Here is a 20,472-nt window from a genome sequence, read left to right as displayed (position 1 = left end):
CCAGTTTCTTTCCGAGGAGTTCCCATGTCGATCGCTTCGTCGCCGAAAGCACCTCCCCTGCCTGGTTTCAAGAACGTGGATCTCAGCCAGAGCTCGGTTTCGGGCCTGTCGTCCGGTGCCTTCATGACGGTCCAGCTCCATCTGGCCCACTCGTCCACCTTCGTCGGCGCCGGCGTCATCGCCGGCGGCCCCTTCCGCTGCGCTGAAACCTACCGCGCAGCAGCCATCGCGGAAGATTCGGCGATCCTCAATGCAGTCTCCATCTGCATGAATCCGCTCATTCCCCAGACCGCCCCCGATCCGGCCCGGCTGGCGCGCAACGCCCGGGCCTGTGCCGACAAGGGCGAGATCGACCCGGTATCCCACCTGGCCAACGACCGGGTCTATATCTTTACCGGCAGCCGGGACACGGTCGTCAATTCCACCGTGGTGGACACCACCCGCCGCTTCTACGAACACCTGGGCGTCGCAGCGGACAACATCCGCTACGAAAGCGGCGTACCCGCCGGCCACTCGATCATCACCACCAATCCCGAGGATAATCCCCTCGCCGCCAACCGGCCGCCCTACATCAACCAGGGCGACTTCGTGCAAAGCTGGCGGATCCTCGAGCACATCTACGGCCCGCTCAATCCCCCCAGTGAGCGCCTGTCGGGCCGCATCATCCGCTTCGACCAGCGCGAGTTCTTCAACGGAGAGTCCCGGGCCAGCATGAGCGACTACGGCTACGCCTATGTGCCCAAAGCCGTGGAGGAAGGGGCTCCGGCCCGCGTGCATATCGCCCTGCACGGCTGCAAGCAGGGCTACGCCTACGTGAACTACGTCAACGGCCGTCCCGACCTGGAAAACGGCCTGCCCTACGGCAACCGCTACTTCACCACCACCGGCTACAACGAGCTGGCCGACGCCAACGATCTGATCATCCTCTACCCCCAGGCCCAGGGCACCGACAACGGTGCGACGCAAAATCCCGAAGGTTGCTGGGACTGGTGGGGCTACACCAGCACCAGCGCCCGCGAGCCCGACTACTACTCCCAGCAGGCCATCCAGATCCGGGCCATCCACGGCATGCTGCAGCGCCTGGGCACCCCTTGAACGAACCTCCGCAAAGGACACCACCATGCTGCAAGCCCTGACCCAGTTCGCCCATGCACCGGTCGACCAGTTACAGACCCTGCATCACCTCCAGGCCGACCTGATCCGCAAGTTCATCGCCCCCACCGCCGGCACCGACAGCCACCCCGTACCGGCATTCGCGCTGGGCAGCCATGCGGAGCACATCCGGCAAGCCCTCGGCGACGTGGCCCTGCGCCAGCTGAGAAACCTGCAGAACGTACTACCGGCCGCCGTCAAGCTCAGTCAGGACGTCGGGGTCTGTTACGACCTGTTCGCCTTCCAGAAAGCCTTCCTTGAACGCCTGTCCGGCCTGCAGACCCAATGGTTCGAAGGGCTCGAGAGCATCGCCCAGGAGGCCGGCGAGATCCGGCAGGTGAATACGGCCTCCAAGTTGATCGCCCAGGAATACAACCTGTACGCCCAGTTTTCCGCACTGCTGATGGGCCAGGTGAGCGCCGTCGCCGAACTGGTCGAGAACGCCCAGATCGATTTCGGCTATCTGATAGCTCAGACAACGGAAGAAAACTGAGGCGGCAGAGGCAAACGGACGCGCATCCCATGCGGTGCGTGTCCCGGAAAGAGCGGCGGCATTGGCTGATGCCCCCACCGGCTATCCCCGCAGCCTCGACACCTCAGGCGCGGCAGCGCAGCCAGGTGGCAAGATCGGCCGCACTCAGCGGCGGCGAGTAGAAATAGCCTTGCGCGATGCCGCAACCCAGCGCCTTCAACAGCGCAGCCTGCTGTGCGTTCTCGACACCTTCGGCGATCAGGGCCAGGCCCAGGCTCTGGCCGAGGGCGACGATAGTGCGGACGATCTCCGCATCCTCTGCGTCGCGGTCCGCGGCCATCACGAAGGAGCGGTCGATCTTCAGCACGTCGAGCGGCAGGCGCCGCAGGTAGGCGAGACTGGAGTAGCCGGTGCCGAAATCATCCACCGCGACGCTCACGCCGAGCTCCCGCAGGCGGCCGAGGAGGACGGCGGCGCTGGCCGGATTGGCCATCACCGTGCTTTCGGTCAGTTCGATTTCGAGGTCGGCCGGCGCGATACCGTGCCGCCGCACCAGGGCCGCGATGCGCTCGGCCAGGTCACCGCTGTCGAGCTGGCGGGCCGACACATTGACGGCGATCGGCAGGCGCCAGCCCTCGTGCTGCCAGCAGGTGGACTGGCGGCAGGCCTCGTCGAGGACCCAGTCGCCGAGGGCGACGATCAGGCCGCTTTCCTCGGCCACCGGAATGAACTCGGCCGGCACCAGCAGGCCATGGTCCGGATGGCGCCAGCGCACCAGGGCCTCGACGCCGACCACCTCCCCAGTGCAGAGCGACACCTTGGGCTGGTAATGCAGCACCAGCTGACCACCGGCGACCGCCCGACGCAAATCCATCTCCATGTTCAGGCGGTGGCTGGTGCGGACGAGCATGTCCTCCTGGAAGAAGCGGTAGGTGTTGCGGCCAGCGGCCTTGGCGGCATACATCGCCATATCTGCGCGCTTCATCAGCTCGTGCGGATCGGCGCCGTCCTCGGGGAAGAAGGCCATGCCCATCGACGCGCCGATTTCCACACTATGGCCGCGCAACTGCATCGGACGGCTGATCTCGGCGATCAGCTGCCCGGCCAGGCTGGCACAGTGGCGCGTCTCGTCGAGATCTTCCATCAGCACCACGAACTCGTCGCCGCCGAGCCGGGCCACGGTGTCCATCGCCCGCAGGCGGCCCTGGATGCGCCGCGCTACCTCCTGCAGCAGCAGATCGCCGACGTCGTGGCCGAGGCCGTCATTGACGCTCTTGAAGCGGTCGAGGTCGATGAAGGTCACCGACAGCCGGCGCCCCTCGCGCTGGCTGCGGTGGATTGCGTGCTGCAGGCGCTCGAGGATCAGTGCACGGTTGGGCAGGCCGGTCAGCGCATCATGGAAAGCCAGGTGCTGGATCCGCTCATCCTTGCGGCGCATGTCGGTAACGTCGTGGAAGACCGCCACGTAGCGCACCGGCTGGCCGTCGTCATCATCGATGCGGTTGATCGTGGTCCATTGCAGGTAGGCTTCGCCGTCCTTGTTGCGGTTCCAGACTTCGCCCTGCCAGTGCGCCTCGTCGTGCAGCCGGCGCCACATTTCGCGATAGAAGCCGGCGTCATGGTGCTCCGAGCGCAGCAGGCTGGGCTTCCGCCCGAGCACCTCGGCGGCGCTGTAGCCGGTGATCTTGCCGAAAGCCGGATTGACCGACAGGATGACGCCCTCTGCGTCGGTGATCATCACCCCCTCGGCGGAGTTGTGAAAGACGCTCGCCGCGAGGCGCAATTGCTCCTCGGTCCGCTTGCGGTCGGTCATGTCGCGGCCGACGCCGAGCACGCTGACCACGCCCTCGCTCTGCGCCCGCTCCGGCACCATGCGGATCATGTGGTAGCGCGGCCGCCCGTCCGGCCCCGGAAAGATCAGGTCGAAGTCGCGGCTCTCGCCGCTACGGGCCACCTCGCGCACAGCCTCGAGCAGCCCGTCGAAACGCCCGTCCGGCCACAGAATCTGCGGCGACTGGCCCAGCACCTCGTCGACTGCGAAGCCCAGGGTCTTTTCCAGCGAGCGGTTCGCGTAAATGATCCGCCCTTCGCAGTCCCAACGCGCGATGTTGTCCGGCACGTTGTCGGCAAGGGAACGGAAGGCCCATTCCCTTTCAACCAGTTCCTGCGCCGCGCGGCGCGGCTCGGTGACGTCCTGCAACATCAGCAGCAGGTGAGGCTCGCCGCAGCTGAAGAAGGGTGAGCATTGCGCGCGAACCCACACCTCCTTCCCGAAGGTGCTGACGAAACGCGACTCCGTCTCGAGCCTGCCCCCTTCGGCCTGCACCCGGGTGACCAACTCGTACAGACCGCCCCGGTGCCAGGAGGCAATGTGGTGGAAATTCTGTCCCAGCAGCTGCTCCCGCGTACCGCCTGTCAGCTGAGCGACGGCCGGGTTGGCCAGCACGCACTGCCCGTCCTGGCGATAGGCGAGCACGCCGACCGACGACGTCGCCAGGATGTTCTCGTTGAGCGCCAGCGCCTCCCGTAGTTGTTCCTTGGTCTCGTGCAGCTTGCGGGTGCGCTCCTCGACGCTCTGCTCGAGGCGCTGGTTGAAGGCACCGAGAGCCGCCTCGGCGAGCTTGCGCTCGGTGATGTCGGTGGCGATGCCGCAGACGGCGTAGATCTGGCCGGCCCTGTCGCGCAGCGGCACCTTCAGCGACAGCATCGTGTGGATGCCGTCGTCCATCGGCACGAGTTCCTCGAACTCACGCGCCTCACCGCTCTCCAGCACCGCCAGGTCGGCCGCGCGCACCGCCTCGGCGACTTCGGGCGCGAACAGGTCGAAATCGCTGCGGCCACGCAGGCTGTCGTTGGTGACGTGGTGCAGGTCGCAGTAGCGCCGATTGACCAGCAGGTAGCGGCCGTCGCGGTCCTTCACGAAAATCACCGCGGTGGTGTTGTCGATGATCGAATTCAGCAGCTCCTGGCTATGTGCCAGCGCCTCCTGTGCCCCCTTTAGGTCGCTGATGTCGGTGCAGATGCCGAGGACCTTGTCACACCGCCCGTCGTCCTCGATCAACGGTGTCTTGGTGGTGCTGAACCAATGCACCGAGCCATCGGAGAATGACACCGGCTCGGCGACGATCAGCTTGCTCCGCCGCTGGTCGATCACCTCGCGATCGTCGCGCAGGAAGGCTTCCAGCTCCTCGGCGTTGGAATGGAAGTGGGCATTGCTGCGCCCTTCGACATCCGCCACTCCCAGGCCGTAAGCCGCCGCCAGCGCGGCATTGGCGAGCAGGAAGATGCCGTCGCGGTCCTTCACGAAAATCATGCTTGGACAGCTGTCGATCACCTGGCGCAGGAAATCCCGCTGCTGGCACAGGCCGTCGCCGATGAGTTTTTCGTTCGTCATTCTGCCCTTGCGCTCGAATGCCCATAATGGTTTTCGGCCCTGATCTTCATGCCTATTCCACCCCCCAGGCAAGCAGCGCCGCGCGCCGCCCCTGCAATCGGTCACACTATGACACTCGGCCCGGCCCTTCCCAAAAAGAAAAAGCGGCGCCGATCGGCGCCGCTTTCTCCTGCTGTTCCCCTCTTGCCGAGAGGTCTTCTTGTAAGCCTTACATGCTGCGGCGGTACTGGCCGCCCACTTGGTACAGGGCACCGGTGATCTGGCCGAGGGAGCAGTATTTCACCGCCTCCACCAGCACTGCGAAGACGTTGCCGTTCTCGATGACGGTCTGCTTGAGCTTGGCCAGCCACTTGGGCGCTTCCTCGGCGTTGCGGGCCTGGAAGTCGGCCAGGCGGGTGAGCTGGCTCTGCTTCTCGTCCTCGGAGGAACGGGCCAGCTCGATTTCCTGCTGAGCCATGCCCTTCGGGTTAAGGAAGGTATTCACGCCGATGATCGGGTAGGAGCCGTCGTGCTTCTTGTGCTCGTAGTACAGCGACTCTTCCTGGATCTTGCCGCGCTGGAAGCCGGTTTCCATCGCGCCGAGCACGCCGCCGCGGGAGCTGATGGCTTCGAACTCCTTGAGCACCGCCTCTTCGACCAGGTCGGTGAGCTCTTCGATGATGAAGGCGCCCTGATTCGGGTTCTCGTTCTTGGCGAGGCCCCATTCGCGGTTGATGATCAGCTGGATCGCCATTGCGCGGCGCACCGATTCCTCGGTCGGCGTGGTGATCGCCTCGTCGTAGGCGTTGGTGTGCAGCGAATTGCAGTTGTCGTAGATGGCGATCAGCGCCTGCAGCGTGGTGCGGATGTCGTTGAAGTCCATTTCCTGGGCGTGCAGCGAGCGGCCGGAGGTCTGGACGTGGTACTTCAGCTTCTGGCTGCGCTCGTTTGCACCGTACTTGTTCTTCATCGCCACAGCCCAGATGCGGCGGGCGACGCGGCCGATCACCGAGTATTCCGGATCCATGCCGTTGCTGAAGAAGAAGGACAGGTTCGGCGCGAAATCGTCGATATGCATGCCGCGGGCCAAGTAGCTTTCCACGTAGGTGAAGCCATTGGACAGCGTGAAGGCGAGCTGGCTGATCGGGTTCGCACCGGCTTCGGCAATGTGGTAGCCGGAGATCGACACCGAGTAGAAGTTCTGCACCTTGTTATGCACGAAGAACTCCTGGATGTCGCCCATCATCTTCAGCGCGAACTCGGTGCTGAAGATGCAGGTGTTCTGGCCCTGGTCTTCCTTCAGGATGTCGGCCTGCACGGTACCGCGCACGCTGGCCAGCACCCATTCGCGGATTTTGTCGGCTTCCTCTTCGGTCGGCTCACGGTCGTTCTGGGCCTTGAATTTGGCCAGTTGCTGGGCCAGCGCGGTGTTGAAGAACATCGCCAGGATGATCGGCGCCGGGCCGTTGATGGTCATCGACACGGAGGTGGTCGGGTTGACCAGGTCGAAGCCGTCGTACAGCACCTTCATGTCGTCCAGCGTGGCGATGGACACGCCGGAGTTGCCAATCTTGCCGTAGATGTCCGGACGCGGATCCGGGTCGCAGCCGTACAGCGTCACCGAGTCGAAGGCGGTGGAGAGGCGGTGCGCCGGCATGCCTTCGGACACCTTCTTGAAGCGGCGGTTGGTGCGGAAGGCGTCGCCTTCGCCGGCAAACATGCGGGTCGGGTCCTCGCCCTCGCGCTTGAAGGCGAACACGCCGGCGGTGTAGGGGAAGGAGCCGGGGACGTTTTCCTTCATCAGGAACTTGAGGGTCTCGCCGTCATCCTCGAAGCGCGGCAGGGACACCTTGCGGATCTTGGTGCCGGACAGGGATTCGCTGGTCAGCTGGGTGCGGATCTCCTTGTCGCGGATCTTCACCACATACTCGTCGGCAGCGTACAGCTCGACGGTCTTCGGCCACATGTCGAGGAGCTTCCTGGAGGTGCCGGTCAGCTCACCGTCCTTCCACTCGATGAGCTCATCGAAGCTTCCCGCGTCCTTCTTGCAGCCTTCGAAGAGCTGTTTGGAAATGCGCAGGGCCTGGCGCTCGCGGGCCACCTTGGCCTGGTCGGCCGTGTGTTTGTGGTAGCCGCGCACGGAATCAGCGATCTCGGCCAGGTAGCGGGCACGCTCGGCGGGAACGATGGCACGGCCGCGGCTGGAGGCCTTGACGCTGACCAGCGGCAGCTTGGGCGCAGCCAGCTTGAGGCCCTTGGCGGACAGCAGCGGGGCGATGGCCTGGTACAGCGCGGTGACACCGTCGTCGTTGAAGCGGGCGGCCATGGTGCCGAACACCGGCATCTGCTCGGTGGGCGTGGAGAACAGCTCGCGGTTGCGCTGGTACTGCTTGCGCACGTCGCGCAGCGCATCCTCGGAGCCCTTGCGGTCGAACTTGTTGATCGCCACGAAATCGGCGAAATCGAGCATGTCGATCTTCTCGAGCTGGCTGGCGGCACCGAACTCGGGGGTCATCACGTACAGGGACACATCGACGAAGGGCACGATGGCCGCATCGCCCTGGCCGATGCCGGAGGTCTCGACGATGATCAGGTCGAAGCCGGCCAGGCGGGTGGCGGCGATGACTTCGGGCAGCGCGGCGGAGACCTCCTTGCCGGTGTCGCGGGTGGCCAGCGAGCGCATGAAGATGTTCGGGTGCTCGATGGCGTTCATGCGGATACGGTCGCCGAGCAGCGCGCCGCCGGTACGCTTGCGGGACGGGTCGATGGAGACGATGGCCAGCTTGACCTGGTCGTCCTGGTCGAGGCGGAAGCGGCGCACCAGCTCGTCGGTGAGGCTGGACTTGCCGGCGCCGCCGGTACCGGTGATGCCGAGGGCCGGCACCTTCAGATCCTTGGCGGCCTCGATCAACGCGGCCTTCACCGCGTCCGGATAGGCGCCGTTCTCGAGGCCGGTGATGACCTTCGAGAGCGTGCGGCGATCGCCGGATTGCAGTGCGGCAATGACCGCCTCGGCACCTTGCGGACCGGCGTGGCTCAGGTCCTGATCACAGCGTTCGACGACGTCGTTGATCATGCCCTGCAGGCCGAGGATGGCGCCGTCTTCCGGCGAGTAGATGCGGGTCACGCCGTAGTCGTGGAGTTCCTTGATCTCGGCCGGCACGATCACGCCGCCGCCGCCGCCGAAGACCTTGATGTTCTCGCCGCCGTTCTCGCGCAGCAGGTCGATCATGTACTTGAAGAACTCCACGTGGCCGCCCTGGTAGGACGTGATCGCGATGCCCTGCACGTCTTCCTGCAGCGCGGCATTGACGATCTCGCCCACCGAACGGTTGTGCCCGAGGTGGATCACCTCGGAGCCGGTGGACTGAAGAATCCGCCGCATGATGTTGATCGACGCGTCGTGGCCATCGAACAGTGCCGCCGCGGTGACGAAACGCACCTTGTTCTTGGGCTTGTAAGCGACGAGCTTGTTGGCAACGCTCAGGTCGGTCATGGTTGTCTCCCCCACATCATGTTTGTCGATGCGTTCATGGTAGAAGCGGGCGGCGGCATCCGCCATTGCCGTTGTCGACGGGATTCGTGCAAAATCCGCCAAGCTGCATTTTCACCTTTCCGTTCGTACGCCAGGGAGCCGAAACCCTCTTGAGCACCAGTCAGTCCCGTAAACGTGCCACTGTTTCAATGGGTTTCGTGAGTGGCATGCTGTTTGGCATGCTGCATCGCAACATCGACACAGCGCCGCTGCTCGCCGGCCTCGACATCAATCTTGCAGACGCGGCCAGTCGCGTGCCAGTGGACCGCTACGCCACGCTGTACAACCTGGTGATCAGCGAACTGCAGGACGAGGGCTTCGGCCTGTTCTCAATGCCGATGCGGCCGGGCAGCTTCGAGTTCCTGTGCCGCGGCATGCTCGGCGCACCAACGCTGGCCGACGCCCTCGACCGGGCGCGCCGCTTCCTGTCCATCGTGCTGCCCGACCTGGCGGTCGGCGTGCAGCGCCAGGACAACCGCGCGGAGCTGCACATCACCGAGCTCGTGCCGGTGGCCGCCACACCGGACGACCCGGCCCGGGTCTTCGCCTTCGAATGGCTGCTGCGCCTGCTGCACAGCCTGTCGTGCTGGCTCGTCGGGCGCGGGCTGGCCCTCGACGCGGTGGATTTCCCCTTCGCCCGCCCCGCCCATGCCGACGACTACGCGCTGGTTTACACGGAACGTTCCGCCTTCGTGACCGGCACACGGCTGGTGGCCCGCTTCAACGCCACCCTCCTCGACCTGCCGATCCGCCGCGACGAAGCCGCGCTGGCGGCCTTCCTGGACGGCGCGCCGGGACGCATCAGCATGCTCTACCGGCGCGACCGCAATACCGTCACGCGGGTCCGCGACCTGATCCGCCACGCGCTGCCGGTGAGCCTGTCCCAGGACGACGTGGCCGGCCGCCTGCACATGTCGCCGCGCACGCTGCATCGCCGCCTGGAAGAAGAAGGCTCCAGCTTCCGCGGCATCAAGGAAGCCCTGCGCCGAGACCTGGCCCTGTCGCGCCTTACCAAGACCCGCCAGTCCATCGCCCAGGTTGCCACCGACCTCGGCTACGCCGACACCTCGGCCTTCTATCGGGCTTTCACCGGATGGACCGGCATGTCGCCGGAACGCTACCGGCGCCAGCTGGCCCACGACGAAGCGGTCAACTGCAACGACAAAGCCTAGAATGGCAGGTCGGCCCAGAACATTCCCTTTTCATGCCTCGCGTTTACGAACCCCTGACCGAAGAGCTGCTACGCGAAGCGGACGAGTTGCTGCCCACCCTCATCCGCAATGCGCTGATCGGCATCTACATCATCCAGGACGATCTGTTCCGCTACGCCAATCCGCGCTTCGCAGAGATGTTCGGCTACACGCAGACAGAAATCTGCGGCCGCCTGGGCCCCACCGCGCTGATCATGCCGGAAGACCGCTGCAAGGTCAGCGAGGCCATCTCCCGGCGCCTCCACCATGGAGCCGACACCGCCCACTACACCTTCCGCGGGCGGCGCAAGGACGGCAGCCAGATCGAGCTGGAGGTGTTCGGCAACCGCACCGAGTTTGACGGCCGCCCGGCCATCATCGGCATGCTGGTGGACATCACCGCCCGCTGTACTGCCGAACGGACCGCCCGCGAACAGCTGCACTTCATCGGCCAGCTCATCGAGGCGATTCCCAGCCCGCTGTTCTTCAAGGACGAACACGCCCGCTACGTGGGCTGCAACAAGGCCTTCGAAGCCTTCCTCGGCAAGCAGCGGCACGAGCTCGTCGGCCGCTCGGTGTTCGAGATCTCTCCGCCGGAGCTGGCGGCCCGCTACCACGAGGCCGACCAGGCCCTGTTCGACCATCCCGGCGTGCAGACCTACGAGGCGCTGGTCTCGTCAGCGGACGGCCGCAACCGGGACGTGATCTTCAACAAGGCCACCTATTTCAAGTCGGATGGCAGCCTCGGCGGCCTGGTCGGCGTAATCACCGACATCACCGACCGCAAGCAGACCGAAGCCCTGATCTGGATGCAGGCCAACTACGACCCGCTCACCGGCCTGCCCAACCGCCGCCTGCTCAACGACCGCCTGGCCGAGCTGATGAAGCAGTCCCACCGTACCCACGACTGCGTGGCGGTGATGTTCATCGACCTGGACCGCTTCAAGGAGGTCAACGACACCCTCGGCCATGAAGCCGGCGACCGACTGCTCGTCGAGGCGGCGCGCCGCATCGTCAGCTGCGTGCGCGAATCCGACACGGTGGCGCGCCAGGGCGGCGACGAATTCACCGTGCTGCTGCCCGGCCTCGCCGACGAGGCACCGATCGAGCGCATCGCCGAGGACATCATCGACACCCTCGCCCAGCCCTTCCAGCTCGGCCACGACATCGCCTACGTGTCGGCCAGCGTCGGCATCACGCTGTTCCCGAAGGACGCCGACACCCCGGCCAACATCCTGAAGAACGCCGACCAGGCCATGTACCACGCCAAGGACGAGGGCCGGAACCGCTTCAGCTACTTCTCGCCGCGCATGCAGGAAGCCGCACTGCAGCGCCTGCAGTTGGGCAAGGACCTGCGCCACGCCCTCGACCGGGGCCAGCTGAGCCTGCACTACCAGCCCATCCTGCGCCTCGCCGACGGCCATTTCCACAAGGCCGAAGCCTTACTGCGCTGGAACCACCCGCAGCGCGGCGCCGTATCGCCGGCCGAATTCGTGCCAGTGGCCGAGGAGCTGGGCCTCATCGACACCATCGGCACCTGGGTCTTCCGCGAGGCCATCGACATGGTGGCGCGCTGGCGCTCAACGGTGCCACCCGAACTGGCCGACAGTCTGCAGATCACCGTCAATGCGTCGCCGCGCCAGTTCGCCAAGGGTCGCTCGCTGGCCGTCCTGCTCGACGAACTCACCGAGAGGAACGTGCCCGGCGCCAGCATCGCCATCGAGATCACCGAGGGCCTGCTGCTCGACGAGCACCCGTCAGTCACCGCCCAGCTGGCCTGCCTCAGCGCCGCCGGCATCCAGATCTCCATCGACGACTTCGGCACCGGCTACTCGGCGATGGCCTACCTCAAGCGAATGGACATCGACACCCTCAAGATCGACCGTTCCTTCGTGCGCGACCTGACCACCGACCCCAGCGACCTGGCGATCACCGAGGCGATCATCGCGATGGCCCACAAGCTCGACCTCGAAGTGGTCGCCGAAGGCATCGAGAGCGAAGCCCAGCGCGAACGCCTGGCCGCTGCCGGCTGCGACTACGGCCAGGGCTACCTGTTCTCGCGGCCGTTGCCGGAAGACGCCTTCTTCGACTACATCGCCCGCCACTGCCGATGACGTCCCGCCTGCCGCCCGCCAACCCCGGCAAGCCCGCCACGCCGGAAGAGCTGCGGCGCTACGACCTGCTGCTGGCCGGCTTCGACCTGCTCGACCAGGCCATCGCGGTGTTCGATGCGGCCCCCAAGCTGGTCACCTGGAACAAGGCACTGCTGCGCCTGCTCGATTTTCCGGAAGACATGGTGCGGGTCGGCACGCCCTTCGAAGACTTTGTGCGCTTCAACGCACAGCGCGGCGAATATGGGCTTGGCGGACGCGGCGGCAACGAAGCCGACGTGGAGCGCCTGGTCGCCGAACGCATGGCCTCGGTGCGCTCCTTCCAGCCCCACCAGGCCGAACGCATCCGTCCCAACGGCCAGGTGCTGTCGATCCGCGGCGTGCCGATCCCGAACCTGGGCTTCGTGACCCTGTGGACCGACATCACCGAGCAGCGCCGCTACGAGCGCCTCATCGAAAGCCAGAACGCCGCTCTCGAAACCCGCGTCAGCGCACGCACGGCGGAACTGGAAGCAGCCACCGCACGCCTCGACGCGCTGGCCGGCCAGCTGGCCCGCAGCGAGGAACGCCTGCGCCTGATCATGGACGCAATCCCGGCGCTGATCGCCTACGTGGACGCCGACGAGCGCTACATCTTCGCCAACCGCGGCTACACCGAATGGTTCGGCATCGACCCGACGCGGATCATCGGGCGCAGCATCGCCGAGGTCTTCGGCCCCGAGGCCTACGCGCAGATCCGGCCCTACATCGGGCAGGCGGCCACCGGCGAGCAGGTCAGCTACGAGTATTCGCGCCTCAACCCGGCCGGCCGCCAGGTCCATGCGCGCAGCGCGCTGGTGCCCGAGGTCTCGCCGAACGGCGGCGTGCAGGGCTACTTCGTGCTGTCCATCGACATCACCGAGCAGAAAGCCAGCCAGGCCGCGCTGATCCAGGCCCAGAAGATGGAAGCGGTCGGCCAGCTCACCGGTGGCCTGGCCCACGACTTCAACAACCTGCTCACCATCATCACCGGCAACCTGGCCACGCTGCGCGACAAACTGCCGGCCCACCAGGGCTACGACGACTACCTGGAGCCGGCCTTGTCGGCGGCGCGGCGCGGCGCCGAACTGATCCGCCGCCTGCTGACCTTCTCCCGCCAGCAGCCGCTGGAACCCTGCCCGGTGGAAGTCGGCGCGCTGGTGCATGGCATGACCTCGCTGCTGTCGCGCTCCCTCACCGAGCGCATCCACATGCAGCTCGACCTGCCGGCGGACAAGCTCTACGCGTTGGTCGATCCCCACCAGCTGGAAAGCGCCCTCCTCAACCTGGCCATCAACGCCCGCGACGCGATGCCCGACGGCGGCGAGCTGCGCATCGCCGTGACGCAGCGCCAGGTCACACCGAACATCGCCCAGCAGGCCGAGGTCCCCCCCGGCGACTACGTGCAGTTCGACGTCTCCGACACCGGCTCGGGCATTGCGCCAGAGCTGCTGCCGCGCCTCTTCGAACCCTTCTTCACCACCAAGGCCTTCGGCGCCGGCAGCGGCCTCGGCCTGGCCATGGTGTACGGTTTCATCCGTCAGTCCGGCGGCAACATCCGCGTGCTCAGCACGCCGGGCACCGGCACCAACGTGCGCTTCATCGTACCAATGACCGACGCGCCGGCGCCGACACCCGGCCCCGCAGCCCCGGCCGCGACGGCCACCGAGAACGCCCACCGCCTGGTGCTGCTGGTCGAGGACGAGCCCGCAGTGCGCAAGGTCATCCGCCAGCAGCTCACCGAACTGGGCTATCCGGTCCTCGAAGCCGGCAACGGCATCGAGGCGAAGGCAATGCTGGAGGCGGTGGAGGACATCGCGCTGCTGGTCTCCGACACCGTCATGCCCAGCCTCGGCGGGCGGGAACTGGCCGCCGCTGCCCGCGCACTGCGCCCCGCGCTGCCAATCCTGCTGATCACCGGCTACGCCACCGGCGAACCGCCGGCCGGCATGCCCGACATCCCGACCCTGCGCAAACCCTTCGAGCGCAGCGCCCTGGCCGCAGCCCTCACCGCCCTCGACCATCCGGAGACTCCGGCACCATGACCGCCGCCGACAAGGACAGCCCCCTGATCTTCATTGTCGAAGACGAAGCCGACATCGCCCGCCTGATCGCCAGCAGCCTCGCCGAGTACGGTTTCCGCAGCGAGAGCTTCGGCACCGGCCGCGCACTGCTGGCGCGGGCCCGCCGCGTGCAGCCGGAGCTGGCCATCCTCGACCTCGGCCTGCCCGACATGGACGGCCTGCAGGTGCTGCGCGAACTGCAGGAGCAGCACCCCTGCGCAGCCCTGATCCTGACCGGCCGCGACGGCCTCACCGACCGGGTGCTGGGCCTGGAACTGGGCGCCGACGACTACCTGGTCAAGCCCTTCGAGCCCCGCGAGCTGGTGGCCCGCGTGCGCTCCATCCTGCGCCGCTACCAGAAGGCTGCCGCGCAGGAGCCCGGGAGCCACAGCGGCGCACACTTCGCCGGCTGGCACTTCGACCTCGGCCGCCTCCACCTCAGCGCCACCGACGGCCGCGAAGTCACGCTGTCGGCCGCCGAGGCGGCGCTGCTGCAGACCCTGCTGAAGCGCCCCAACAAGATCCTGACCCGCGAACAGCTGATCGGCGAGCGCGACCTCGACCCCTTCGACCGCAGCATCGACGTGCGCATCTCGCGCCTGCGCCGCAAGCTCGAGGACGATCCGCAGGACCCGAAGATCATCAAGACGGTATACGGCGCCGGCTACCTGCTGTGCGCCGCCGTGGCCTGGGAGTGATCCCGCCCGGCCGCCGACTCCCGTAGAATGCCGGCTCCTTTAGGAGGGAAAAACCAATCATGACAAGACCATTCAAAGTACTCGGCGTCCAGCAGATCGCCATCGGCGGCCCGTCCAAGGACCGCCTGCGCACCCTGTGGGTGGACATGTTCGGCCTCGAAGTCACCGGCACTTTCAAGTCGGAACGGGAGAACGTGGACGAGGACATCACCGCCATGGGCAAGGGCCCGTTCAAGGTCGAAGTCGACCTGATGCAGCCCCTCGACCCCGACAAGAAGCCGGCCGTGCACACCACCCCGCTGAACCACGTGGGCCTGTGGATCGACGACCTGCCGAAGGCCGTCGAGTGGCTGAGCGCCAACGGCGTGCGCTTTGCGCCGGGCGGCATCCGCAAGGGCGCCGCCGGTTTCGACATCACCTTCCTCCACCCCAAGGGCAACGAAGAATTCCCCATCGGTGGTGAAGGTGTGCTGGTCGAACTGGTCCAGGCCCCGCAGGAAGTGATCGACGCCTTCGCCAAACTGGCCGGCTGATCACCCGCAGCAAACGACGAAGGGCCGGCCCTCTTGCGGAGACCGGCCCTTCGCACGTCTAGCGCCGATTACAGCGATTTGGCCTGGAAGGTATTGCAGTCCTTCACCTGGCCGCTCTCCATGCCCCGCTTGAACCAGCGCACCCGCTGCTCCGACGAACCGTGGGTGAAGCTGTCCGGCACCGCGTAGCCCTTGGCCTGTTTCTGCAGCGTGTCGTCGCCAATCGCGGTGGCGGCGCGCAGCGCCTCCTCCAGGTCGCCCTGGTCGAGGATGTGGCGGGCCGTATCGGCGTTCTTGGCCCACACCCCGGCCAGACAGTCCGCCTGCAACTCAAGGCGCACCGACAGCGCATTCGCCTCCCGCTCGCCGGCCCGCTCCCGCGCCGCCTGCACCTTGGCCGACACGCCGAGCAGGTTCTGCACGTGGTGCCCGACCTCGTGGGCGATCACATAGGCCTGGGCGAAATCCCCCGGCGCCTTGAAGCGCGTCTTCAGTTCCTGATAGAAACCCAGGTCGATATAGACCTTGTGGTCCGCCGGGCAGTAGAACGGCCCCATCGCCGCCTGTCCGGTACCGCAGGCGGTGCGGGTAACACCGGTGAACAGCACCAGCTTCGGATCCTCGTACTGCTTGCCGGCCTGGCGGAAGATCTGCTGCCAGGTGTCCTCGGTCTCGGCCAGCACCTTGCGCACGAACTTGGTCTCCGCGTCGTTGGCCGGCGGGCGGTGTTGCTGCTGCGCCGCCGACGGTGGCGGGGCCGACACATGGGACGCCTGGTTCAGCACAACCCGCGGATCGATGCCGAAATACATCGCCACCAGCGCCAGCACCACGGTGCCGACGCCGATGCCGCCCACGGGCAAGCCACCGCCCCCGCCACCGCGCCGATCCTCGACGTTGTCGCTTTCCCGGCTGTCGTCCAAACGCATAAAGCCTCCTTCAAGACCTGCAATACCTTGTCGCGCTGCAACATTTTCCTTGTGCAGTGGGCGCATTATGGCTATAGTCCGCGGTCCGGTGCAAAAAAGCGGTTTCGCACCGAGTCACATCGTCCCTGACCTTCTTATATCTCCCGTATTAGACGTGAGGTTGTCCTGATCGGTTAGTGCCGATATGCCAGTCAGGCAGCCATTCAGTCGCACGCGTTTTCGCGTGGCGGCGCGTTGCCGTTTTTTCTTCGCGGGCACCGCATCCGCAATACAAAAGATAAGGAAGCGAACATGGATTTCGCCACTCTCGGGCTCTCCGAACAGATCGTCAAAGCCGTTGCCGACGCCGGCTACACCGAACCCACCCCGGTTCAGCAAGCCGCCATTCCGGCCGCCCTCGCCGGCAAGGATCTCGTGGTCTCCAGCCAGACCGGCTCCGGCAAGACGGCAGCCTTCATGCTGCCGTCCCTGCAGCGCCTGACCACCGAATCCACCATCAAGGCCCGCGGCCCCCGCGTGCTGGTGCTCACCCCCACCCGCGAACTGGCCGTTCAGGTCACCGACGCGTGCAAGGGCTACGGCAAGAACCTGCGCTACGCGAAGGCCGTCAGCGTGGTCGGCGGCATGCCCTACCCGGTGCAGAACAAGCTGCTGTCCAGCCCCTATGAAATCCTGGTGGCCACCCCTGGCCGTCTGATGGACCAGATGAACAGCGGCCGCATCGACTTCGCCCGCCTGGAGATCCTGATCCTCGACGAAGCCGACCGCATGCTCGACATGGGCTTCGTGGACGACATCGAGGCCATCGTCGCCAAGCTGCCGGCCGATCGCCAGACGCTGTTCTTCTCGGCCACCCTCGACGGTCAGGTCGCGCGCATGATGCAGCGCCTGCTGAAGGATCCGGAGCGCATCGAGATCGCCTCCGCGCAGACCCGCCACGAGAACATCGAACAGCGTCTGCTGGTCGCCGACGACATCAGCCACAAGAACCGTCTGCTCGACGGCATCCTGCGTGACGTGGGCGTCGAACAGGCCATCGTGTTCACCGCCACCAAGCGCGACGCCGATGCCCTGACGCTGAACCTGGAATCCCAGGGCCACTCCGTTGCCGCCCTGCACGGCGACATGAACCAGCGCATGCGCACCCGCACGCTGGACCAGTTGCGTCGCGGCCACCTGCGCGTGCTGATCGCCACCGACGTCGCCGCCCGCGGCATCGACGTGCGCACCATCAGCCACGTGATCAACTACGACCTGCCGAAGGTCGCCGCCGACTACGTGCACCGCATCGGCCGTACCGGCCGCGGCGGCGCCAGCGGCATCGCCATCAGCCTGGCCGAGCGCCGCGACGTGCGCCTGCTGCGCGCCATCGAACGCTACACCCGCCAACCGCTGGCCGTGCACACCCTGCCCGGTCTCGAGCCGCGTACCACGCTGCCGGCCGACGAGCGCCGCCCCGGTGGTCCGCGCCGTGACGGCCGCGGCTACGGCAACGGCGGCGGTGGCCGCTTCGGCGACAAGCGCCCGTCCGGCGGCTTCGGCAGTGGCGCGGGTCGTTTCGACCGCGAACGCCGTGACGACAACCGTGGAGAAGGCCGCAGCGCCAGCCCGTGGGCCGGCAACGGCGAAGGCCGCCGCGATTTCCGCGACGCCCCCCGCCGCGCCGATGGCGCCAGCGCCCCGCGCCATCCGGAACACCGTACCGAGTTCCCCCACGTGGCCAAGCGCAGCTCCAGCCACCACAATGCCGGTGGCTTCGGCGGCGGACGCAGCGAAGGCACCGGCGGCAAGCCGCGCGCTGGCCGCACCTTCAACCGCGACCGCTGACACCGCAGCGACGCCGGGCCACGGCCCGGCTCGCGGCACATGACAAGGGGGCGCCCACGGGCGCCCCCTTGTCATGCGTGCATCCCCCATATCCCGACGAGAGCAAGACAGGGCGCCCTTCCCCGAGCGCAAGACGGAGACAGGAATAGCATCAAAAGACCCCTCAATTCCTGAGGTGGATCAACTGCCGGCCATCTATGATGGAATACAGTTTTCGGCACGCATCATTCGAGCCTGCCCGACACTCATTCCAAAGGGGGAAAAAACCATGAAAATCTCCAGTCCCGTCATCGGCGAAATCGAAGTCTCGCCCGAACGCATCATCGAATTCCCGAACGGCCTGCCTGGCTTCGAAGCCACCCACCAATTCACGCTGCTGCACCCTGAAGGCGACGACGCTCCGAACATCTTCGTATTACAAGGCGTGGACAACCCCGAAGTGACCTTCACCGTCACTACACCGGATGTGCTCGGACTGAACTATGAATTCACGCTGACCGACGACGAAGTCGACGCGCTCCAGCTCGGCAATCCGGACGATGTCAGCGTGCTGCTGATCGTCCGCAACAACGACACGGGGGCCGTCGCCCCGCAAGCCAACGTAATGGCGCCGCTGGTCATCAATACCGCTACCCGTCGCGCGGTCCAGAAGATCATCGGCCGCGTCGACACCAGCGTGACCCTGCGCGCCGTCTGAGCGCGCCCAGCATCACACAGGCGGCCTCCCGCCCTGCCCGGCAGGGCCGGAGGCCGTTTCATTCAGTACAGCAAATAATCCCGCCGTTCTTCGTCCCACACCTTTTCGTCGCCCAGCGCCAGCGCATCCAGGTCGCCGGGGCGCGTCGTCGCATCATCCACCCACTCGCGCAGGATCTCCGAGCCGTTGATCAGGTCGATGGCCAGGCGGTCGTGCTCGTACTCGTAGGGGAAATCCCGCCACAGCGGGTAGTCCCGGCGCACCCGGCGGATCGCCTTGAAGGCCAGCGCCTGCAGGCGCCACGGGCGGAAGGCTGCGTGATCGTAATGGGTCGGGTCTTCCACGTGGATCTGCACGCCCTGGCACAGCTTGCCGGCATGCTTGTGGAAGGTCGGCTCGAACCAGCATTCGCGCAGCTTGCAGCCGGCCAGCCAGTTGGGCGCGAAGGCCGCCATCTCGGCCAGCACCTTGCGGGCGTCCAGGTCCGGCGCGCCGAACAGTTCCAGCGGGCGGGTGGTGCCGCGCCCTTCGGACAGCGTCGTGCCCTCCAGCATCACGGTGCCGGCATAGGCCCGCGCCATCGACAGGTTGGGCGCGTTGGGGCTCGGGTTGATCCAGCTGCGCTCGCCCAGCGGCCAACCATAGCCGGGCGCCGCCTCGGGCTGCCAGCCCTCCATCGTGATCACCTGGCAATCCACGTCGAGCTTCAGCGTGGCGACGAACCAGCGGGCCAGCTCGCCCATCGTCAGGCCGTGGCGCATCGGCAGCGGGCCGGCGCCGACGAAGCTCTCCCAGCCCGGCTGCAGCAACGTCCCCTCGACGGGACGCCCGGCCGGGTTCGGGCGGTCCAGCACCCACACGCTCTTGCCGTGGCGGGCGGCCGCCTCCAGCACATAGCGCAGCGTAGTGATGAAGGTGTAGATGCGGCAGCCCAGGTCCTGCAGGTCCACCAGCAGCACGTCGAAGCGGTCCATCATCGGCGCCGTCGGCCGGCGCACTTCGCCGTACAGACTGAACACCGGGATGCCGTGCCGGGGGTCGAAGAAATCCGACGACTCCACCATGTTGTCCTGCTTGTCGCCGCGCAGCCCGTGCTGGGGGCCGAAGGCCGCCGACAGCTGGATGTCGGGCAGGGCCGCCAGCGCGTCGAGGGAGTGGGTCAGGTCACGGGTGACGGAAGCCGGATGGGCCAGCAGCGCGACCCGCTTGCCGGCCAGCGGACGGCGCAGTTCGGGGTCGGCAAGCAGGCGGTCGAGACCGAAACGGATCATGGTGTCGGAGCCTTGAGAGCGGCGGCAAAACCGTCGCGGTGATGAAAGTCGGGCTGGCCCGGCGGATGCGCCAGCGCCCAGTAACTGTGATGGCCGTCGCCATGCTCGACGACGGCGGTGATGCCCAGCTGCAGTTCGCCGGCCGGCAGGCTGGCCGCTTCGAGTTGCGCCTCCAGGCTCAGCACGCCGGCATCGCGGGTAATGACGAGCCGCGGCGCCGGGCCGACCGGCGAGGGCACACGCCCCCGGTAGGTGGCGAAATCGAAGCGCGCCCACTGGCAGTTCGGGGAAAAATTGAATTCCCGATAGGCGTCCGAGGCATCCGCACAGACGAACACCTCGAAACAGGTATAGGCCCACAGGCGCTCCGGCGGCAAGGACGTGGCAACCTCCGGAATACGTAGCGCATCCAGATCGCCTTCCAGCCGGTAAGACACGCGCAGGCCACCGTCGGCACTGCGCTCGAATTCCACGTGAATTGCCCGCACACCATCGGCCGGCGTATCCGGATGGCAAACCAGTGTGACGGAAGAGGAGGCGGTCATGGCGTGGCAGCAAGCTCGGGGGCGTGCAGTTTAGCGGTTCTGCCGCGACAGGTTAAAC

At 66.5% G+C, this 20,472-nt stretch carries 14 protein-coding genes; 9 read left to right on the top strand and 5 right to left on the bottom strand.

What is annotated here, in order from left to right; translation table 11 throughout:
* Nucleotides 1–24 precede the first annotated feature (24 nt).
* Nucleotides 25–1,095 carry an extracellular catalytic domain type 2 short-chain-length polyhydroxyalkanoate depolymerase gene (locus tag AC1PQG_RS02040; protein WP_481121014.1) on the top strand — a complete coding sequence of 357 codons (1,071 nt, stop codon included), beginning with the start codon at nt 25–27 and terminating at the stop codon, nt 1,093–1,095.
* Nucleotides 1,096–1,120: 25 nt separating this feature from the next.
* Nucleotides 1,121–1,645: a hypothetical protein gene (locus AC1PQG_RS02035; RefSeq protein WP_481121013.1), complete on the top strand. Its 525-nt coding sequence runs from the start codon at nt 1,121–1,123 to the stop codon at nt 1,643–1,645.
* Between the two features lie 103 nt (nt 1,646–1,748).
* Here the strand turns inward: AC1PQG_RS02035 and AC1PQG_RS02030 are convergent, their stop codons facing one another.
* Both AC1PQG_RS02030 and icmF read right to left on the bottom strand, forming a co-directional pair.
* Entirely contained in the window at nt 1,749–5,018 is a 3,270-nt protein-coding gene (locus tag AC1PQG_RS02030) for a sensor domain-containing protein (RefSeq protein ID WP_481121012.1), read from the bottom strand.
* A gap of 208 nt (nt 5,019–5,226) precedes the next feature.
* On the bottom strand, nt 5,227–8,493 hold the full coding sequence (gene icmF, locus AC1PQG_RS02025) for a fused isobutyryl-CoA mutase/GTPase IcmF (protein ID WP_481121011.1): 3,267 nt from the start codon (nt 8,491–8,493) through the stop codon (nt 5,227–5,229).
* 206 nt (nt 8,494–8,699) lie between these two features.
* Here icmF and AC1PQG_RS02020 point away from each other — a divergent pair, with 206 nt between their 5' ends.
* The 5 genes from AC1PQG_RS02020 to AC1PQG_RS02000 are packed head-to-tail and all read left to right on the top strand — an operon-like array spanning nt 8,700 to nt 15,145.
* On the top strand, nt 8,700–9,704 hold the full coding sequence (locus tag AC1PQG_RS02020) for an AraC family transcriptional regulator (RefSeq protein WP_481121010.1): 1,005 nt from the start codon (nt 8,700–8,702) through the stop codon (nt 9,702–9,704).
* Nucleotides 9,705–9,736: 32 nt separating this feature from the next.
* Nucleotides 9,737–11,836, top strand: a complete 2,100-nt coding sequence (locus AC1PQG_RS02015; protein WP_481121009.1) for a putative bifunctional diguanylate cyclase/phosphodiesterase — start codon at nt 9,737–9,739, stop codon at nt 11,834–11,836.
* Nucleotides 11,833–13,896 carry a hybrid sensor histidine kinase/response regulator gene (locus tag AC1PQG_RS02010; protein WP_481121008.1) on the top strand — a complete coding sequence of 688 codons (2,064 nt, stop codon included), beginning with the start codon at nt 11,833–11,835 and terminating at the stop codon, nt 13,894–13,896. The genes AC1PQG_RS02015 and AC1PQG_RS02010 overlap by 4 nt, the downstream gene beginning before the upstream one ends.
* Nucleotides 13,893–14,612 (top strand): response regulator transcription factor, encoded by a 720-nt coding sequence (locus tag AC1PQG_RS02005; protein WP_481121007.1) that lies wholly within the window; start codon nt 13,893–13,895, stop codon nt 14,610–14,612. The genes AC1PQG_RS02010 and AC1PQG_RS02005 overlap by 4 nt, the downstream gene beginning before the upstream one ends.
* 56 nt (nt 14,613–14,668) lie before the next feature.
* Entirely contained in the window at nt 14,669–15,145 is a 477-nt protein-coding gene (locus AC1PQG_RS02000) for a VOC family protein (protein WP_481122956.1), read from the top strand.
* 68 nt (nt 15,146–15,213) lie between these two features.
* Here the strand turns inward: AC1PQG_RS02000 and ypfJ are convergent, their stop codons facing one another.
* Nucleotides 15,214–16,074: a KPN_02809 family neutral zinc metallopeptidase gene (gene ypfJ, locus AC1PQG_RS01995; protein WP_481121006.1), complete on the bottom strand. Its 861-nt coding sequence runs from the start codon at nt 16,072–16,074 to the stop codon at nt 15,214–15,216.
* Between the two features lie 291 nt (nt 16,075–16,365).
* Here ypfJ and AC1PQG_RS01990 point away from each other — a divergent pair, with 291 nt between their 5' ends.
* The gene (locus AC1PQG_RS01990) at nt 16,366–17,901 is read left to right on the top strand and encodes a DEAD/DEAH box helicase (protein ID WP_481121005.1); all 1,536 of its coding nucleotides are present in this window, start codon (nt 16,366–16,368) and stop codon (nt 17,899–17,901) included.
* A 268-nt stretch (nt 17,902–18,169) separates the two neighbouring features.
* Complete coding sequence (gene fliW / locus AC1PQG_RS01985) at nt 18,170–18,598, top strand: flagellar assembly protein FliW (protein ID WP_481121004.1); 429 nt, start codon at nt 18,170–18,172, stop codon at nt 18,596–18,598.
* Between the two features lie 62 nt (nt 18,599–18,660).
* Here fliW and AC1PQG_RS01980 read toward each other — a convergent pair whose 3' ends face one another.
* Both AC1PQG_RS01980 and AC1PQG_RS01975 read right to left on the bottom strand, forming a co-directional pair.
* On the bottom strand, nt 18,661–19,869 hold the full coding sequence (locus AC1PQG_RS01980; RefSeq protein ID WP_481121003.1) for an exo-beta-N-acetylmuramidase NamZ family protein: 1,209 nt from the start codon (nt 19,867–19,869) through the stop codon (nt 18,661–18,663).
* Nucleotides 19,866–20,414: a DOMON-like domain-containing protein gene (locus tag AC1PQG_RS01975; protein WP_481121002.1), complete on the bottom strand. Its 549-nt coding sequence runs from the start codon at nt 20,412–20,414 to the stop codon at nt 19,866–19,868. Before AC1PQG_RS01975 ends, AC1PQG_RS01980 begins: the two co-directional genes overlap by 4 nt.
* Nucleotides 20,415–20,472 lie beyond the last annotated feature (58 nt).

This window comes from Zoogloea sp. GDB6 (genome assembly GCF_056724105.1).
This window is presented reverse-complemented; position numbering and strand designations above follow the sequence as displayed.

Coding starts and splice junctions, on each gene's coding strand:
- AC1PQG_RS02040 (WP_481121014.1), top strand. CDS start 25: ATGTCGATCGCTTCGTCGCCGAAAGCACCTCCCCTGCCTGGTTTCAAG.
- AC1PQG_RS02035 (WP_481121013.1), top strand. CDS start 1,121: ATGCTGCAAGCCCTGACCCAGTTCGCCCATGCACCGGTCGACCAGTTA.
- AC1PQG_RS02030 (WP_481121012.1), bottom strand. CDS start 5,018: ATGACGAACGAAAAACTCATCGGCGACGGCCTGTGCCAGCAGCGGGAT.
- icmF (WP_481121011.1), bottom strand. CDS start 8,493: ATGACCGACCTGAGCGTTGCCAACAAGCTCGTCGCTTACAAGCCCAAG.
- AC1PQG_RS02020 (WP_481121010.1), top strand. CDS start 8,700: ATGCTGTTTGGCATGCTGCATCGCAACATCGACACAGCGCCGCTGCTC.
- AC1PQG_RS02015 (WP_481121009.1), top strand. CDS start 9,737: ATGCCTCGCGTTTACGAACCCCTGACCGAAGAGCTGCTACGCGAAGCG.
- AC1PQG_RS02010 (WP_481121008.1), top strand. CDS start 11,833: ATGACGTCCCGCCTGCCGCCCGCCAACCCCGGCAAGCCCGCCACGCCG.
- AC1PQG_RS02005 (WP_481121007.1), top strand. CDS start 13,893: ATGACCGCCGCCGACAAGGACAGCCCCCTGATCTTCATTGTCGAAGAC.
- ypfJ (WP_481121006.1), bottom strand. CDS start 16,074: ATGCGTTTGGACGACAGCCGGGAAAGCGACAACGTCGAGGATCGGCGC.
- AC1PQG_RS01990 (WP_481121005.1), top strand. CDS start 16,366: ATGGATTTCGCCACTCTCGGGCTCTCCGAACAGATCGTCAAAGCCGTT.
- fliW (WP_481121004.1), top strand. CDS start 18,170: ATGAAAATCTCCAGTCCCGTCATCGGCGAAATCGAAGTCTCGCCCGAA.
- AC1PQG_RS01980 (WP_481121003.1), bottom strand. CDS start 19,869: ATGATCCGTTTCGGTCTCGACCGCCTGCTTGCCGACCCCGAACTGCGC.
- AC1PQG_RS01975 (WP_481121002.1), bottom strand. CDS start 20,414: ATGACCGCCTCCTCTTCCGTCACACTGGTTTGCCATCCGGATACGCCG.